Below are 16,745 nucleotides of genomic sequence, written 5' to 3'. Positions count from 1 at the left end.
AGCGGATATCGGCAGGTCAGGGCATGCTTCGCCCTCGTGCTCCCACGCGGTGCTCCCACGGGAGCACGGGAGTGGAGGAAAGCGGGCTAGGGCGGGCCGAGACGGGTCAGGACGGGTTGAAGCGCTCCGCGTTCGCGCAGGTCAGAGTAAAGTTGCAGGTCAGGGCGCTGCGAGGGGCCCACTGTGCGGGGGCTCCGGCCGTTTCTGCTTCCCACCGCCACCCGGCCCGACCGCAGTTCGCGAGTTGAACGTGCCACTGGAGTGGCTCGCGACCCGATCGGCGTCGGAGGGCTGGTGAGGGCGTCAGGAATCGGGTACATACGGACGAGTAGCACCGGTTGGTATGCCTCGGCAGGCGCGCATGCGCGCTCGGCGCGGACCGGCCGGGTCCGCCCACCGACAACGCGGCGAGGTGAGCTCCTCATGACCGCACCATCCGCTCCAAAGAACACGCCCAAGGTCACCGAGCGTGAAGCGCGTCAAGTGGCCGAAGCCGCACGCGAGCAGGACTGGCGCAAGCCCAGTTTCGCCAAGGAACTCTTCCTCGGCCGCTTCCGGCTGGACCTGATCCACCCGCATCCACTGCCGGCCGCCGACGACGTCCGGCGAGGCGAGGCGTTCCTCGCCCGGTTGCGCGACTTCTGCGAAACCAAGATCGACGGCGCCGTGATCGAGCGTGAGGCGAAGATCCCCGACGAGGTCATCAACGGCCTCAAGGAGCTCGGCGCCCTCGGGATGAAGATCGACCCGAAGTACGGCGGCCTGGGACTGACCCAGGTCTACTACAACAGGGCGCTCTCCCTGGTCGGCTCCGCCAACCCGGCGATCGGCGCGCTGCTCTCCGCCCACCAGTCCATCGGCGTACCGCAGCCGTTGAAGCTCTTCGGCAGCCAGGCGCAGAAGGACATGTTCCTGCCGCGGCTCGCCCGCACCGACATCTCGGCGTTCCTTCTCACCGAGCCCGATGTCGGCTCCGACCCTGCCCGGCTCGCCACTTCGGCCGTTCCGGACGGTTCCGACTACATCCTCGACGGTGTGAAGCTGTGGACGACCAACGGTGTCGTCGCCGACCTGCTGGTCGTCATGGCCCGTGTCCCGAAGTCGGTCGGCCACAAGGGCGGCATCACCGCGTTCGTCGTGGAGGCGGACGCCCCGGGTGTCACCGTGGAGAACCGCAACGCCTTCATGGGGCTGCGCGGGCTCGAGAACGGCGTGACCCGCTTCCACCGCGTCCGGGTCCCGGCCGCCAACCGCATCGGCCCCGAAGGCGCCGGTCTCAAGATCGCCCTCACCACCCTCAACACGGGACGGCTGTCCCTGCCCGCCATGTGTGTCGGCGCCGGGAAGTGGTGTCTGAAGATCGCCCGTGAATGGTCGGCGGTCCGCGAACAGTGGGGCAGGCCTGTCGCCCGGCACGAAGCCGTGGGCGCCAAGATCTCCTTCATCGCCGCCACCACCTTCGCCCTGGAGGCCGTTGTCGATCTCGCCTCCCAGATGGCGGACGAGGACCGTAACGACATCCGCATCGAAGCGGCCCTGGCCAAGCTGTACGGCTCCGAGATGGGCTGTCTGATGGCTGATGAACTGGTCCAGATCCGCGGCGGTCGGGGCTTCGAGACCGCCGACTCCCTCGCCGCCCGGGGCGAGCGTGCCGTCCCTGCCGAGCAACTCCTGCGGGACCTGCGGATCAACCGGATCTTCGAGGGCTCCACGGAGATCATGCATCTGCTGATCGCCCGTGAGGCCGTCGACGCCCATCTGAAGGTCGCGGGTGACCTGATCGACCCCGACAAGCCGCTCTCCGCCAAGGCGAAGGCGGGAGCGAACGCGGCCGGCTTCTATGCCCGCTGGCTACCCAAACTGGTCGCAGGCCCAGGGCAACTCCCGCGCACCTACAACGAGTTCCACCCATCCGGCCACCCGGACCTGTCCAGCCATCTGCGTTACGTCGAACGCTCCGCCCGCAAGCTGGCCCGCTCCACCTTCTACGCGATGTCGCGCTGGCAGGGCCGCATGGAGACCAAACAGGGCTTCCTCGGCAGGATCGTCGACATCGGAGCGGAGCTCTTCGCGATGAGCTCCGCCTGCGTCCGTGCCGAACATCTGCGTACCACCGGTGATCACGGCCGGGAGGCCTACCAACTCGCCGACGCCTTCTGCCACCAGTCCCGCATCCGGACCGAGGAACTCTTCAACCGCCTCTGGTCCAACACGGACGACCTCGACCGGCGTGTGGTCGACTCCGTCCTGAACGGTGCGTACACCTGGCTGGAGGAGGGGATCGTCGACCCGAGCGGCGAAGGCCCCTGGATCGCCGATGCCACCCCCGGCCCGGCCACCAGGGAAAACGTTCACCGCACCATCCGCTGACGGTCGGACGACCGGACCGGCCGGGCGGGGTGCGTCCACTCGCTGGACGCACCCCGCCCGGCCGCGCGCCGCACGGCAGGATGGGGACCCGTGACCGTCATCCACATCCCCGGCTCCAAGTCCGTCACCGCACGCGCCCTCTTCCTGGCCGCCGCGGCGGAGGGCACCAGCACCCTCGTACGTCCCCTGTGCTCGGACGACACCGAGGGTTTTGCCGAAGGTCTCGCACGCCTCGGCTACGACGTCGCGAAGGAAGCGGACCGCTGGCACATCGAGGGCCGCCCGGCCGGACCCGCCGCCACCGAGGCCGACATCCACTGCCGCGACGGGGCCACCACGGCGCGCTTCCTGCCCACCCTCGCCGCGGCCGCCGCCTCCGGCACCTACCGCTTCGACGCCTCCGCCCAGATGCGCCGCCGGCCCCTCGCCCCGCTGACCGAGGCCCTGCGCACCCTCGGTGTCGATCTGCACCACGAGGCAGCCGAGGGCCACCACCCGCTGCGGGTCACCGCATCCGGGATCAAGGGCGGCGAACTCACCCTGGATGCGGGGGAGTCCTCCCAGTACCTCACCGCACTGCTGATGCTCGGACCGCTGACGGCGGAAGGGCTCCGGATCACCGTCACCGACCTGGTCTCCGCTCCGTACATCGAGATCACCCTCGCGATGATGCGCAGCTTCGGCGTCGAGGTGACCCGTGGCGGTCACGACGACAACGTCTTCACCGTGCCGCCCGGGGGCTACCGGGCCACGCCCTACGCCGTCGAACCCGACGCATCCACCGCGAGCTACTTCTTCGCCGCGGCAGCGCTCACCGGCCACGAGGTGACCGTCGCCGGCCTCGGCAAGGACGCCCTCCAGGGCGACCTGCGGTTCGTCGACGTACTGCGCCGTATGGGCGCCGACGTGCGCAGCACCGCGGATTCCACCACCGTCCGGTCCCGTGGCACGCTCCGCGGCCTCACGGTCAACATGCGCGACATCTCCGACACCATGCCGACGCTGGCCGCGCTCGCGCCCTTCGCCTCGGGGCCGGTACGCATCGAGGACGTCGGCAACACCCGGGTGAAGGAGTGCGACCGGCTGGAGGCCTGTGCGCAGAACCTCCGGAGGATGGGCATCACCGTCGAGACCGGTCCGGACTGGATCCGGATCCACCCCGGTACACCGCGCCCCACCGAGATCGCCACCCACGGCGACCACCGCATCGTGATGTCGTTCGCCGTCACGGGCCTGAGAGTTCCCGGCATCACGTACGACGACCCCGGCTGCGTACGGAAGACGTTCCCGCAGTTTCACGAGGCGTTCGCGGAGTTCGCGGAACTCACGAACCGTTAGGGTTCCTGGGCCCACGTCGTTCCCGGGAGTTCTCATGTCCACGCCGCCCCATCACCCGCTGCCTCCTTTCGGATCCGTGGTGTCGTGCCACATCTGCGGTGCGATACCCGCCGTCCACACCGTGGTGCGCGGGCACCAGGGTCTGGTCGTCACGCTCCGCTTCCTGACCGAGGAAGGCGCCTTCTGCCGTACCTGCGGAACCGCCACCTACCGCAGGATGACGTCCGACACCCTGTGGCAGGGCTGGTGGGGCCTGCTGTCCGTGTTCGCTGCTCCGGTCACCATGCTGATGAACATCGGTGCCCGCTCCCGGATCCGCTCCCTGCCCCATCCGGTGGGGAATCTGCGTCCTCAACTCGCCCCCGGCCGCCGGGTCCTGGCCCGTCCGCCCGCGCTCGCCATCATGACCGTCCTGGTCCTGGCGCTCGCCACTCTCGTCGTACCCGGGCTGATCCCCGACACCCGGCCCACGTTCACGGCCGGAGACTGTGTCCGCAACAACGCGGAGTGGCCCGAGCAGGACCTTGAAGAGGTCGGATGCAGCTCACCCGAGGCCGAGTTCTGGATCTCCGCCGGAGACAAGTGCTGGGGCCAGGACTGGCTGCTGTACGTGGACTACAGCGCCGAGAACAAGGCCCTGTGCGCGCACCCGATGTCGAAGTAGGCGCGCTCGGCAGGACCGGGACCGTGGGCATGCAGCACAATCGGGGGTGTCGATCAAGAACGACGGATTCCAGCACGACCTGCAGAACCTGCGGAAGAGCCGGCATCACCAACAGCGAAATGGGGGCAGGGATGTTCGGGGTGGGTATCCGGCGCGGACAGGGACGCCGAGCCGCGGCCGTGACGATTGCAGTCGTGTTGGCTCTGGGAGCGGCCGCGTGCAGCAGCGACAAGGACAGTTCGGGTGGCGCGCGCGGGTCCGGCGGCTCAGGGAAGGACGACAAGCCCTCGGCGGCGGCCCACGGGCCCAAGGCGCTCAGCGAGGCACAGCTCGAGGCTGCTTCGTTCACCGACGGGCAGACCGTCGGCAAGTACACGGCCTCCGAGTACACCCTCGACGGTCCACTCGGCGACGCCTACACCGCGGATCCCGCCGGCTGCCAGCCGCTGGTCAGCCTCGCCGGTGACGTCAGCGACCCCGCCCCCGCGGCTCAGGTCCAACGCAAGGTGGACATCCCCGACGAGATGCTCGGCGTCACCGTCGATGTCACCCTCCGGTCGTACCGGAACGGCGCCGCGGCCGAGGTCATGAAAAAGCTCGACAAGGCCGGAGAGGACTGCGCCGGCGGATTCACCGAGGAGCGGGCCCTGGCGAACGGGAAGTATCTGAAGGTCGAGCCCGCCGCGGCACCCGACTTCGCGGCCGAGGCCGACGAGGCCGAGGCCTACCGCTTCACCATCCTCGACGTGAAGGGCAAGCTGAAGCTGTACGAATACCTCACCGTCGTCCGCTCCGGCTCCACCACTCTCGCCTTCCGTGGCGAGATCCCCGGCACCAAGGACATGGGCGGCATCCCGCAGGACGTCATGACCGCGCAGTGGACCAAGTTCCGCGCCGCATGATCGCGGCGCTCGCTCAGCTGCTCCGGTGCGCCCCGTACACGATCGCCTCCGCCCCGGCGGCCCGGATCGAGCAGCGGTGCGACGAACTCCTCGTGGACCGAGCCGCCCGGTGGGCCCTGGCCCGGCGGCTGCCGACATTCACAGGAACGCTGCCGGAGCTGCTCCTCCCGGAATTCTCCGGGACGCGCTGTCAACCCGCTGGGCCGATGCGGCAACAATGGGGGGCATGAGCGACAGCCCTGCCCCCCTCGCCGACCCGCATCTCGTCTTCGACGCAGCGGAAGGCCGCCGGGATCTCGTCATCCTCGGCTCCACCGGGTCCATCGGTACCCAGGCCATCGACCTGGTGCTGCGCAACCCCGACCGCTTCCGCGTCACCGCGCTCTCCGCCGCAGGCGGCCGGGTTGCCCTCCTCGCCGAGCAGGCGCGGCAACTGAAGGTGCGCACCGTGGCCGTCGCCGCCGCGGACGCGGTGCCGGCCCTTCGCGAGGCGCTGCGCGAGCAGTACGGGGCCGGGGAGCCGCTGCCCGAGATCCTGGCGGGTCCCGACGCCGCCACGCAGCTCGCCGGGAGCGACTGCCACACCGTGCTCAACGGAATCACCGGCTCGATCGGCCTCGCCCCCACGCTCGCCGCGCTCGAGGCGGGCCGTACGCTCGCCCTCGCCAACAAGGAGTCGCTGATCGTGGGCGGCCCGCTGGTGAAGGCACTGGCCAAGCCCGGCCAGATCATCCCGGTCGACTCCGAGCACGCCGCGCTCTTCCAGGCGCTCGCCGCCGGCACCCGTGCCGACGTACGGAAGCTTGTCGTCACCGCGTCCGGCGGCCCCTTCCGGGGACGGACGAAGAGCGAGCTGGCGAACGTCACGCGCGAGCAGGCCCTCGCGCACCCGACCTGGGCCATGGGCCCGGTCATCACGATCAATTCCGCCACCCTCGTCAACAAGGGCCTGGAGGTCATCGAGGCCCACCTCCTCTACGACATCCCGTTCGACCGGATCGAGGTCGTCGTCCACCCTCAGTCGTACGTTCACTCCATGGTGGAGTTCACCGACGGCTCCACCCTCGCCCAGGCCACCCCGCCGGACATGCGCGGGCCGATCGCCATCGGCCTCGGCTGGCCGGAGCGCGTCCCGGACGCGGCGCCCGCATTCGACTGGTCGAAGGCCTCCTCCTGGGAGTTCTTCCCGCTCGACGACGACGCCTTCCCGTCCGTGGGACTGGCCAGGCACGTGGGCACGCTCGGCGGCACCGCCCCGGCGGTGTTCAACGCCGCGAACGAGGAGTGCGTGGACGCTTTCCTGGCAGGACAGCTGCCGTTCAACGGAATCATGGATACGGTCACGGCGGTGGTGTCCGAACACGGCACACCCCCGACGGGAACTTCGCTCACGGTCGCAGACGTCCTGGAAGCGGAGACCTGGGCGCGGGCCCGGGCTCGGGAACTCTCGGCGAAAGCGACAGCGGAGGCGCGCGCATGAGTATTACGACGGTCCTGTTGACGATTCTGGGCATCGTCGTCTTCGCCATCGGTCTGCTGTTCTCGATCGCCTGGCACGAGCTGGGTCACCTGTCGACCGCGAAGCTCTTCGGTATCCGCGTCCCGCAGTACATGGTCGGCTTCGGACCGACTGTCTGGTCGCGGAAGAAGGGCGACACCGAGTACGGGTTCAAGGCGATTCCGGCCGGTGGCTACATCCGCATGATCGGCATGTTCCCGCCCGGTCCGGACGGGCGGCTGGAGGCGCGCTCCACCTCGCCGTGGCGCGGCATGATCGAGGACGCCAGAGAGGCCGCCTTCGAGGAACTCGAACCGGGTGACGAGAAGCGTCTCTTCTACACGCGCAAGCCGTGGAAGCGCGTGATCGTGATGTTCGCCGGACCGTTCATGAACCTGGTCCTGGCCGTCGCGATCTTCCTCGGGGTCGCGATGAGCTTCGGCTTCCAGACCCAGACCACCGAGGTCGCGGGTGTCCAGAAGTGCGTGATCGCACAGAGCGAGAAGCGCGACACCTGCGAGAAGAGCGACCCGGTCTCGCCGGCGCAGGCCGCCGGACTGAAGAAGGGCGACAAGATCGTCGCCTTCGACGGCCGGAAGGTGGACGACTGGGCCACCCTCTCCGACCGGATCCGCGAGACCATCGGCCCGGCCACCATCACCGTCCGGCGCGACGGTCAGGAGAAGACCCTCCACGCCGTGCTGCAGAAGAACTCGGTGGCCCAGAAGGACTCCGACGGCGAGGTGGTCCCCGGCAAGTTCGTCCCGGCCGGATACCTCGGATTCGCCGCGCGCACGGACATCGTCCCGCTCTCCTTCGGCGACTCGGTCGTCCGCATGGGCGACATGATCGAGAACGGCGTCGACTCGATCATCGCCCTGCCGTCCAAGATCCCGAGCCTGTGGAACGCGGCCTTCGGCGACGGGGAGCGAGCGGCGGACTCCCCGGTCGGCGTGGTCGGTGCGGCCAGGATCGGCGGCGAGGTGATGACGCTGGACGTCCCTGCGACGAACCAGATCGCGATGATGCTGTTCCTGCTGGCGGGGTTCAACCTCTCGCTGTTCCTCTTCAACATGCTGCCCCTGCTGCCGCTCGACGGCGGGCACATCGCCGGAGCGCTCTGGGAGTCCGTGCGACGCAACGTCGCGCGGGTCTTCAAGCGCCCCGACCCCGGCCCGTTCGACGTGGCCAAGCTGATGCCGGTCGCCTACGTCGTCGCCGGTGTCTTCATCTGCTTCACACTGCTGGTCCTGGTGGCCGACATCGTCAACCCGGTCAAGATCTCCTGACCGGCCGGGTGCGCGGATCGCTCCGCGCGCCGCCCGCTTCGCGTGCACCACAGGTGGCGGCCGGACGTACACACGGTGTCCGGCCGCCCACCTTCGGGCTGGGTCGGGGATGCGTGTGCTCCGGGATCTCACCCGTGGCGTAACCTCGAAGGCCGGAGCCCGCTGATCTCGGGACCTTGATCCACACCTTGGGGATGCTCAGCGCATGACTGCGATTTCTCTCGGAATGCCGTCCGTTCCGACCAAGCTCGCCGACCGAAGGGTCAGCCGCCAGATCCAGGTCGGGTCGGTGGCGGTCGGTGGGGATGCGCCGGTGTCGGTGCAGTCGATGACCACGACCCGGACGTCGGATGTCGGTGCGACGTTGCAGCAGATCGCGGAGCTGACGGCGTCGGGCTGTCAGATCGTGCGGGTTGCGTGTCCGACGCAGGATGATGCGGATGCGCTTGCGACGATTGCGCGGAAGTCGCAGATTCCGGTGATCGCGGATATTCATTTCCAGCCGAAGTATGTGTTCGCGGCGATTGATGCGGGCTGTGCTGCGGTGCGGGTGAATCCGGGGAACATCAAGCAGTTCGATGACAAGGTGAAGGAGATCGCGCGGGCGGCGAACGATGCGGGGACGCCGATCCGGATCGGTGTGAATGCGGGTTCGTTGGATGCGCGGTTGTTGAGGAAGTACGGGAAGGCGACGCCTGAGGCTCTGGTGGAGTCGGCGTTGTGGGAGGCGTCGCTGTTCGAGGAGCACGGGTTCCGGGACATCAAGATCTCGGTGAAGCACAACGATCCGGTGGTGATGGTGAATGCGTACCGTCAGTTGGCGGCTCGGTGTGATTACCCGTTGCATCTGGGGGTGACGGAGGCGGGGCCGGCGTTCCAGGGGACGATCAAGTCTGCGGTGGCGTTCGGTGCGTTGTTGAGTGAGGGGATCGGGGACACGATCCGGGTGTCGTTGTCGGCGCCGCCGGCCGAGGAGGTCAAGGTCGGTCTGCAGATTCTTGAGTCGTTGAATCTGAAGCAGCGGCGGTTGGAGATCGTGTCGTGTCCGTCGTGCGGTCGTGCGCAGGTGGATGTGTACAAGCTGGCGGATCAGGTGTCCGCGGGTCTTGAGGGCATGGAGGTGCCGTTGCGGGTTGCCGTGATGGGCTGTGTCGTCAATGGTCCGGGTGAGGCCCGTGAGGCGGATCTGGGTGTGGCGTCGGGGAACGGCAAGGGGCAGATCTTCGTCAAGGGCGAGATCATCAAGACGGTTCCCGAGTCGAAGATCGTCGAGACGCTCATCGAGGAAGCCCTGAAGATCGCCGAGCAGATGGAGAAGGACGGCATCGCCTCCGGCGAGCCCGAGGTCTCCATCAGCTGAGGCCCGTACCCACTCCATGACTGTGCCCCGCCCGGCGAACGAACCGCCCGGCGGGGCACAGTCGTGAGAGACCTCACGGTGGGCCGAGGTACCGGTGACAGCCATGGGGCGGCGTCTCCCAGCCTCTTTGGGTACAGTGCGGAAATCAGCAGACCGCATGGTGAGGCCCCCTCGTGTTGACGCAGACCACCACCCGGGTCCTCGAACCCAGCGACCTCGGCGCAGCGCTCGCCATCCTGGAGAGCGAGCCCGTCGCCAACGCTTTTGTGACGTCCCGGGTTCAGATCGCAGGACTCGACCCATGGCGCCTCGGCGGCGAGATGTGGGGCTGGTACGCCGACGGCCGGCTGCGGTCGCTCTGCTACTCCGGCGCCAATCTCGTCCCGATCTGCGCCACCCCCGAGGCCGTCAGGGCCTTCGCCGACCGGGCCCGCCGGGCGGGCCGCCGCTGCTCCTCCATCGTCGGTCCCGCCGAAGCGACCGCACAGCTGTGGCGGCTTCTCGAACCCGGCTGGGGACCCGCCCGGGAGGTCAGGGCCAACCAGCCGCTCATGGTCACCGAGAGCCCCGCCGCCGATGTGACACCCGACCCTCTCGTACGTCGCGTTCGCAAGGACGAGATAGACGTCCTGATGCCGGCCTGTGTCGCGATGTTCACCGAGGAGGTCGGCATCTCCCCGCTGGCCGGTGACGGCGGACTCCTCTACCAGGCACGCGTCGCCGAGCTCATCGGCGCCGGCCGCTCCTTCGCCCGTATCGAGGACGGCAAGGTCGTCTTCAAGGCGGAGATCGGCGCGGCCACCCCGCAGGCCTGCCAGATCCAGGGTGTCTGGGTCGCCCCCGAACACCGTGGCCGCGGCTTGTCCGAGACCGGAATGGCGGCGGTCCTGCGCTACGCACTCGCCGACGTCGCACCGGTAGTCAGCCTGTATGTGAACGACTACAACACCGCGGCCCGCAAGGCCTACACCCGGGTCGGCTTCCGTGAGGTCGGCGCGTTCATGAGTGTGCTCTTCTGACCTTGCCGGAGGGAGCCGCTCCGGCGGGCTCCGGCCGGTCGAAGGTTCGCCCGACCGTCCCGGGCACGTATCCCGCAGCCCGGCGCGGACAGTAGGGTTCGGCGCATGGCAGCAGTTTCCGGGGGCGGTGCCCACACTCCGAGTGTCCTGGTCGGGCCGATCGATCTGGCCGCACGTGTGGACGAGGCGCTTGCCGTGCAGGCCGTCGCCTTCGGCCTGGGGCGGAACGAGGTCGACGTACGTCGGCACATCGTCCTCAGACACCTGGAGCACCCGTGCGCCCGCGCCCTCGGAGCCACCACCGCGGCCGGCCGGCTCATCGGGTTCGTGTACGGCATGCCGAACGAGCGCGGCCATTGGTGGTCCACCGTCGTCGAGCCCTATCTGCGCGCCACCGGCTCCGAGGACTGGCTCGACGACTCGTTCGTGATCACCGAACTGCATGTCCACCCGGAGTTCCAGAACCAGGGCGTCGGCCGCTCTCTGATCACCACCATCACGGACGCGGTCGACCAGCCCCGTTCCATCCTCTCCGCCATCGACACGGAGAGCCCGGCACGTGGTCTGTATCGCACGCTCGGTTACCGGGACCTGGCACGACAGGTGCTGTTTCCCAGCGCTCCCAAGCCGTACGTGGTGATGGGAGCGCCTCTTCCGCTGCGCCGCCGGGCCTAGGACGGCGGCAATCGATTTCCGCCCGCCCGTACCACCCGGCTAACCTCCTGCACATCACCCTTCCGAGCAGGAGTTCATCATGGCCCAGGTCCAGCGCATGTCCCGATTGATGATCAAGACACTGCGCGACGACCCGGCGGACGCCGAGACGCTCAACCACAAGCTGCTCGTCCGGGCCGGTTACGTACGCCGCACCGCCGCCGGAATCTGGACCTGGCTGCCCCTCGGCAAGAAGGTCCTGGAGAACATCACGCGCGTCGTGCGCGAGGAGATGGACGCCATCGGCGGCCAGGAGGTCCTGCTGCCGGCGCTGCTCCCCAAGGAGTCGTACGACGCGAGCGGCCGCTACGACGAGTACGGCGACCTGCTCTTCAGGCTCAAGGACCGCAAGGGCGCCGAGTACCTCCTCGGCCCCACGCACGAAGAGATCTTCACCCAGGTCGTCAAGGATCAGATCACGTCCTACAAGGACCTGCCCGTGATCCTCTACCAGATCCAGACCAAGTACCGCGACGAGGCCCGCCCCCGCGCCGGTGTGCTGCGCGGCCGCGAGTTCCAGATGAAGGACTCGTACTCCTTCGACACCACCGACGAGGGCCTCATCGAGGCCTACCAGCTGCACCGCGCCGCCTACATCCGCATCTTCGAGCGGCTCGGCCTCGACCACCGCATCGTCTCCGCGGTCTCCGGCGCGATGGGCGGCTCGGCGTCCGAGGAGTTCCTGGCGCCCGCGCCGGCCGGTGAGGACACCTTCGTCGACTGCCCCGCCTGCGACTACGCGGCCAACACGGAGGCCGTGACCTTCAAGGCCACCCCCGTGGACGGCTCGGTGCACGGCCCCGTCGAGGAGCTGGACACCCCGGACACCCCGACCATCGAGACGCTCGCCGCCCACCTCGGGGTCCCGGCCTCCGCGACGCTGAAGAACCTCCTGGTCAAGGTCGACGGCGAGATCGTCGCCGTGGGCGTCCCCGGCGACCGCGAGGTCGACCTCGGCAAGCTGGGCGAGCACCTGGCCCCGGCCGTCGTCGAGCTGGTCACCGGCGACGACTTCGTGGGCCGTCCCGACCTGGTCCGCGGCTACGTCGGCCCGCAGGGCCTGGAGAAGGTCCGCTACATCGCCGACCCGCGCATCGCCCCCGGCACCGCCTGGGTCACCGGCGCCAACAAGCCCGACACCCACGCCAAGAACGTCGTCTGCGGCCGTGACTTCGAGGTCGACGACTACCTCGACGTCGTCGTCGTCGAGGCGGGCGACCCGTGCCCCAAGTGCGGCACCGGCCTCAAGCTGGACCGTGCCATCGAGATCGGCCACATCTTCCAGCTGGGCCGCAAGTTCGCGGACGCCTTCCAGCTCGACGTGCTCGGCCAGAACGGCAAGCCCGTCCGCGTCACCATGGGTTCGTACGGCATCGGCGTCTCCCGCGCCGTCGCCGCACTCGCCGAGCAGACCGCCGACGAGCAGGGCCTGTGCTGGCCCCGCGAGATCGCCCCGGCCGACGTCCACCTCGTCGCCGCGGGCAAGGCGCTCCAGACCGAGCTGGCGCTCGAGGTCGCCGAGAAGCTCGGCGCCGCGGGCGTCCGGGTCCTGGTCGACGACCGCGCCGGTGTCTCGCCCGGTGTGAAGTTCACCGACGCCGAGCTGATCGGTGTGCCGAAGATCCTGGTCGCGGGCCGCCGCTCGGCCGAGGGCGTCCTCGAGCTCAAGGACCGCCGTACGGGCGAGCGCGAGGAGCTGACGGTCGACGAGGCGATCGCCCGTCTCACCGTGCAGGACTGACGCCCGCTCAGAACGACGAGGGCCCCCGCGCTGTCCGACAGCGCGGGGGCCCTCGCCCGTTCGTGACAGGGCGGCTCCGTCGTGACCGCTACAGCCAGCCGGCGAACTCCAGAGTCAGCTCGCCTTCCCGGCGACGGCCGACCGCCAGCGCGCGGGTGCCCGACTCCACCGCACGGAACAGCGTCCAGCCATGGAGCCGCTCCCGGTCCACGTCCAGTGAATCCGCGAGCTTGTTGACCCGGCGACGGGCGGTCGCCGCGCCGCCCGGGGACGCGATCAGGTCCTCCACCCGGTCACGTACCAGTCGCGCCAGGTCGTAGGCACGCTCGCCGACCAGCGGCTCCGGCCCGACCGTCAGCCAGGGCGCCCGTTCGCCCGCCAGCACCTTGCTCTGGCGGAAGTTGCCGTGCAGCAGCAGTACTTCGGGGGAGTGGGCGACCAGCTCCTCGCGAGCCGCCAGGGCCGCGGTGACCAGCGGTTCCAGCATCGGATCGGCCTTCGCGGCAGCCAGCATCGGTTCCGTCCGGCGGCCCGTCCGCTCCTCGACGGTCTCGAAGGAGTGTCCGGCAGGCGGCTCGACCCACAGCCGCCGCACCGTCCCCGCCGCCTCCAGCAGCGCCTTCGCCTCCGGGAGCGAACGCAGCGAGACCTCGGGATGCAGTCGCTCCAGCAGCAGAGCGCCGCCGTCGGAGCCCATGAGCTGCACCGCACCCCAGCCCTTCCAGTGCGCCAGTGCCGCGCTCTCCAGCTCGGGCGCGGCCCCGGACGGAGCGATCTTCAGCGCCGCCGGGGTGCCGTCGGAGCGCCGCACCAGCAGAACCAGGCTGCTGCGCCCACCGGGCGCGGCCACCCGCTCCACAGCCAGCTCCGGTCCGTGCGCGGACAGTGCCTCGGCGGTCAGTGCGGGAAGCCGCGCGAGCCAGTCGGCGGCGGCCGGATCCCCGTACATCTCGCCGAGCGCTCGCACCAGACGCTGCGGCGGTTCGAAACCCATACGTGCCGTGTTCCCTTTCAGAGCCTTCTTCAGTGCGTCGGACCTGCCCCGGCCTTCGCAGTGGTCCCTGCCGTCGCAGCGGTCCCGGTCGGCCGGTCCGTCCCGGTGGTTCCGTCGGCGGACCGTTCGGCAAGCCCGGGAAAGGCTACGCCGCTGCCCCGCCAGCGGACCGCACGCACCGCGGCCTCCCGCAGCGCATCCGCGGCCTCTCGTCTGAGCGGCCCCCCGGCAGCCCGTACGAGATCGGAGTAGACGCCCGCGATCCGGTCCTCCAGAAGTGCGGCGAGTTTCACCGCCGCCGCCGAGTCCGGTACCGCGAACGGCAGAGCGTACGCGGAATCCGCAGCGACCGGTTCACCGCCCAGGTCCCGCACGGTCCGCACCAGCGCGTCACGCCGGGCCCGGTGCGCGTGATAAGCCGCCGTGGCCTCCGCCCGGCGTCCGTCGGCGACCCGGCCGCCGACCACCCCGTACCCGTACACCGCCGCGTGTTCGGCGGCCAGCGAGGCCTGTGCCGCCTGCAGCGTCTGCGCGCTCATGACGAGGTCTCCTTGGCCATCTCGGTCAGCAGGTAGGCATGGGCGGCGCCCGCCGCGGCGATCGACGCCAGCAGCCGGGCCAGCTCCGGAGGGGCCTTCAGAAGTGTCGCCGTATGCGCGTCGGCGGTACGGCGCTCCGCCGCGGCCAGCTCCTTGACGGCAGCCTTCGCGTCGGTGGCGGGCGGGTGCGAGAGGGGGAGCGTCCCGCCCTCGCCCTGCGACAGCGCTGTCGTGTGTGCCCGTACGGCGTCCCGCAGCGGTGCGAGTCCGGCCGCGGTCCCCGGATACGCCTTGACGACCTGGTCGTACCGGACGAGCAGCTTCCGGCTCGTGGTGGCGGCCGTCAGCCGCAAGGTGTTCTCCACCTGGGCCGCAGCGGCCCGCGCGTCGGCGATCGTGGAGTCCTCCCGGCCGTCATCGCCCCCGCACCCGGCCAGCGTCGCGCCCAGGACGGTCGCCCCCGTCGCGGTGAGCGCACCCCTGCGCGTCGTCCCCGTGCGCCGCACCTGTTCTCCTTCGGGTGTCGATCTGTCCTGACAGGATCTGTCCTGAAGTGATCACCGCAGGCGAGCGTACCCGCGGCTGAGCGGTCGGCGGACGGCAACACCCCTCGGGACCGGATACCCTTTGACCTGACACGCGACGAACCACACAACAGCACACGCGGCCGAGGAGTCACCCGGATGAGCACCACCCAGAGCGAGAGGCTGCGCGGGCTGCTCGAACCGCTCGTCAGCGCCAAGGAGCTGGATCTCGAGGAGATCGAGGTGTCCCGGGCCGGCCGCCGTCGTGTGCTGCGCATCATCGTGGATTCGGACGAGGGCGTGGAGCTCGACGCCTGCGCCGAGCTGAGCCGCGCGATCTCCGAGAAGCTCGACGAGACCGACGCGATGGGTGAGGACGAGTACGTCCTCGAAGTGAGCTCTCCCGGTGCCGACCGTCCGCTGTCGGAGCACCGCCACTACGTACGCGCCACCGGCCGCCTGGTGAAGCTGCAGCTGACCGCCGACGGAGCCGCCGGCGAACTGGTGGCCCGCATCATCGCGGTCGACGACGACGGGCTGGACCTCGAAGTGCCGGGCGTCAAGGGCCGCAGGCCCACGTCCCGCCGGGTCGCCTTCGACGAGATCGCCAAGGCGCGCGTGGAGATCGAATTCAACCGCAAGGACAAGAAGGAAGAGGAGGCGTAGCCGTGGACATCGATGTGAAGCTCTTGAGGGGCTTGGCACAGGACAAGGAGATCCCCTTCGACGTGCTCGTCGAGGCGATCGAGTCGGCCCTCCTCATCGCCTACCACCGCACCGACGGGAGCTACCGCCGCGCGCGCGTGGAGCTCAACGAGCGCGGCCATGTGACGGTGTGGGCGAAGGAGGACCCGGCCGACCTCGAAGAGGGCCAGGAGCCCAAGGAGTTCGACGACACCCCGTCCGGCTTCGGCCGGATCGCCGCGACGACCGCCAAGCAGGTCATCCTGCAGCGGCTGCGTGACGCCGAGGACGACAAGACGTTCGGTGAGTACGCGGGCCACGAGGGCGATGTCGTCACCGGCGTCGTCCAGCAGGGCAAGGACCCGAAGAACGTCCTGGTCGACATCGGCAAGCTGGAAGCGATCCTGCCGGTGCAGGAGCAGGTACCGGGCGAGGAGTACACGCACGGTCTGCGGCTTCGTTCGTATGTCGTACGGGTCGCCAAGGGTGTGCGCGGTCCGTCCGTGACCCTGTCCCGGACCCACCCCAGCCTGGTCAAGAAGCTCTTCGCGCTGGAGGTCCCGGAGATCGCCGACGGTTCCGTCGAGATCTGCGCGATCGCTCGCGAGGCAGGCCACCGCACCAAGATCGCGGTCCGCTCGACCCGCTCGGGCCTGAACGCCAAGGGCGCCTGCATCGGCCCGATGGGCGGCCGTGTCCGCAACGTCATGGCCGAACTGCACGGCGAGAAGATCGACATCGTGGACTGGTCGGACGACCCGGCCGAGATGGTCGCCAACGCGCTGTCGCCCGCGCGGGTGAGCAAGGTCGAGGTCGTGGACCTCGGTGCGCGGTCCGCCCGGGTCACCGTCCCCGACTACCAGCTGTCCCTGGCCATCGGCAAGGAGGGGCAGAACGCCCGCCTCGCCGCCCGCCTCACCGGATGGCGCATCGACATCCGCCCGGACACCGAGACCGACGCCGAGCGGGACATCGCCGACCGGGAGCGGGCCGAGCGCGCCCGCGACCGGTCCGACCGGTACTGACCCGGTACGGAATCGGCCGGCGCCGGTCCGAGGACTGGACCGGCGCCCGTCCGGACGGCGGACCCCTCCGGTCCGGGAAATGGA

The 16,745-nt window shown here is 69.6% G+C and carries 15 protein-coding genes; 12 read left to right on the top strand and 3 right to left on the bottom strand.

The features are described from left to right. The first annotated feature begins 423 nt into the window (after positions 1–423). The 10 genes from OG963_RS13980 (at position 424) to OG963_RS13935 (ending at position 12,895) form a co-directional block, all read left to right on the top strand. Positions 424–2,370, top strand: coding sequence for an acyl-CoA dehydrogenase family protein (locus OG963_RS13980; RefSeq protein ID WP_093778551.1), 1,947 nt, complete (start codon positions 424–426; stop codon positions 2,368–2,370). A 90-nt stretch (positions 2,371–2,460) separates the two neighbouring features. After that, positions 2,461–3,708: a 3-phosphoshikimate 1-carboxyvinyltransferase gene (aroA, locus tag OG963_RS13975; RefSeq protein ID WP_093929314.1), complete on the top strand. Its 1,248-nt coding sequence runs from the start codon at positions 2,461–2,463 to the stop codon at positions 3,706–3,708. A 34-nt stretch (positions 3,709–3,742) separates the two neighbouring features. Further along, positions 3,743–4,372: a hypothetical protein gene (locus OG963_RS13970; protein WP_051878885.1), complete on the top strand. Its 630-nt coding sequence runs from the start codon at positions 3,743–3,745 to the stop codon at positions 4,370–4,372. 194 nt (positions 4,373–4,566) lie between these two features. Then, on the top strand, positions 4,567–5,274 hold the full coding sequence (locus OG963_RS13965; protein ID WP_093778547.1) for a hypothetical protein: 708 nt from the start codon (positions 4,567–4,569) through the stop codon (positions 5,272–5,274). Between the two features lie 226 nt (positions 5,275–5,500). Next, a complete protein-coding gene (gene dxr, locus OG963_RS13960) occupies positions 5,501–6,754 on the top strand; it encodes a 1-deoxy-D-xylulose-5-phosphate reductoisomerase (RefSeq protein ID WP_037823070.1) in 1,254 nt (417 codons plus the stop codon). Next, a complete protein-coding gene (locus OG963_RS13955; RefSeq protein WP_030928225.1) occupies positions 6,751–8,061 on the top strand; it encodes an RIP metalloprotease in 1,311 nt (436 codons plus the stop codon). The genes dxr and OG963_RS13955 overlap by 4 nt, the downstream gene beginning before the upstream one ends. 205 nt (positions 8,062–8,266) lie before the next feature. After that, the gene (ispG, locus tag OG963_RS13950; protein WP_371798958.1) at positions 8,267–9,421 is read left to right on the top strand and encodes a flavodoxin-dependent (E)-4-hydroxy-3-methylbut-2-enyl-diphosphate synthase; all 1,155 of its coding nucleotides are present in this window, start codon (positions 8,267–8,269) and stop codon (positions 9,419–9,421) included. A gap of 173 nt (positions 9,422–9,594) precedes the next feature. Beyond that, on the top strand, positions 9,595–10,440 hold the full coding sequence (locus OG963_RS13945) for a GNAT family N-acetyltransferase (RefSeq protein ID WP_093779644.1): 846 nt from the start codon (positions 9,595–9,597) through the stop codon (positions 10,438–10,440). 105 nt (positions 10,441–10,545) lie between these two features. Continuing rightward, positions 10,546–11,115: a GNAT family N-acetyltransferase gene (locus OG963_RS13940; protein ID WP_030933299.1), complete on the top strand. Its 570-nt coding sequence runs from the start codon at positions 10,546–10,548 to the stop codon at positions 11,113–11,115. Positions 11,116–11,194: 79 nt separating this feature from the next. Next, a complete protein-coding gene (locus tag OG963_RS13935) occupies positions 11,195–12,895 on the top strand; it encodes a proline--tRNA ligase (protein WP_030933296.1) in 1,701 nt (566 codons plus the stop codon). Between the two features lie 88 nt (positions 12,896–12,983). On the opposite strand, the gene OG963_RS13930 is transcribed toward OG963_RS13935, so the two are convergent. From OG963_RS13930 to OG963_RS13920, 3 genes are read right to left on the bottom strand one after another with little or no spacing between them, the layout of a single operon-like run. Further along, positions 12,984–13,889, bottom strand: a complete 906-nt coding sequence (locus tag OG963_RS13930; protein WP_093779648.1) for an aminoglycoside phosphotransferase family protein — start codon at positions 13,887–13,889, stop codon at positions 12,984–12,986. A gap of 29 nt (positions 13,890–13,918) precedes the next feature. Further along, positions 13,919–14,428, bottom strand: a complete 510-nt coding sequence (locus tag OG963_RS13925; RefSeq protein WP_319740916.1) for a ferritin-like domain-containing protein — start codon at positions 14,426–14,428, stop codon at positions 13,919–13,921. Continuing rightward, positions 14,425–14,934: a hypothetical protein gene (locus OG963_RS13920; RefSeq protein ID WP_093779652.1), complete on the bottom strand. Its 510-nt coding sequence runs from the start codon at positions 14,932–14,934 to the stop codon at positions 14,425–14,427. Before OG963_RS13920 ends, OG963_RS13925 begins: the two co-directional genes overlap by 4 nt. 177 nt (positions 14,935–15,111) lie before the next feature. Between OG963_RS13920 and rimP the strand changes: the two genes are divergently transcribed. Both rimP and nusA read left to right on the top strand, forming a co-directional pair. After that, positions 15,112–15,618, top strand: coding sequence for a ribosome maturation factor RimP (rimP, locus tag OG963_RS13915; protein WP_093931589.1), 507 nt, complete (start codon positions 15,112–15,114; stop codon positions 15,616–15,618). 2 nt (positions 15,619–15,620) lie between these two features. Then, positions 15,621–16,661 carry a transcription termination factor NusA gene (gene nusA, locus OG963_RS13910; protein ID WP_030979797.1) on the top strand — a complete coding sequence of 347 codons (1,041 nt, stop codon included), beginning with the start codon at positions 15,621–15,623 and terminating at the stop codon, positions 16,659–16,661. Positions 16,662–16,745 lie beyond the last annotated feature (84 nt).

The organism is Streptomyces sp. NBC_01707 (assembly GCF_041438805.1).
GTDB lineage: Bacteria > Actinomycetota > Actinomycetes > Streptomycetales > Streptomycetaceae > Streptomyces.
This window is presented reverse-complemented; position numbering and strand designations above follow the sequence as displayed.

Bases quoted from the DNA above. Each gene is read 5' to 3' on its own strand.
- dxr (WP_037823070.1), top strand. From the start codon at position 5,501: ATGAGCGACAGCCCTGCCCCCCTCGCCGACCCGCATCTCGTCTTCGAC.
- OG963_RS13940 (WP_030933299.1), top strand. From the start codon at position 10,546: ATGGCAGCAGTTTCCGGGGGCGGTGCCCACACTCCGAGTGTCCTGGTC.
- OG963_RS13925 (WP_319740916.1), bottom strand. From the start codon at position 14,428: ATGAGCGCGCAGACGCTGCAGGCGGCACAGGCCTCGCTGGCCGCCGAA.
- OG963_RS13980 (WP_093778551.1), top strand. From the start codon at position 424: ATGACCGCACCATCCGCTCCAAAGAACACGCCCAAGGTCACCGAGCGT.
- rimP (WP_093931589.1), top strand. From the start codon at position 15,112: ATGAGCACCACCCAGAGCGAGAGGCTGCGCGGGCTGCTCGAACCGCTC.
- ispG (WP_371798958.1), top strand. From the start codon at position 8,267: ATGACTGCGATTTCTCTCGGAATGCCGTCCGTTCCGACCAAGCTCGCC.
- OG963_RS13970 (WP_051878885.1), top strand. From the start codon at position 3,743: ATGTCCACGCCGCCCCATCACCCGCTGCCTCCTTTCGGATCCGTGGTG.
- OG963_RS13930 (WP_093779648.1), bottom strand. From the start codon at position 13,889: ATGGGTTTCGAACCGCCGCAGCGTCTGGTGCGAGCGCTCGGCGAGATG.
- OG963_RS13955 (WP_030928225.1), top strand. From the start codon at position 6,751: ATGAGTATTACGACGGTCCTGTTGACGATTCTGGGCATCGTCGTCTTC.
- OG963_RS13935 (WP_030933296.1), top strand. From the start codon at position 11,195: ATGGCCCAGGTCCAGCGCATGTCCCGATTGATGATCAAGACACTGCGC.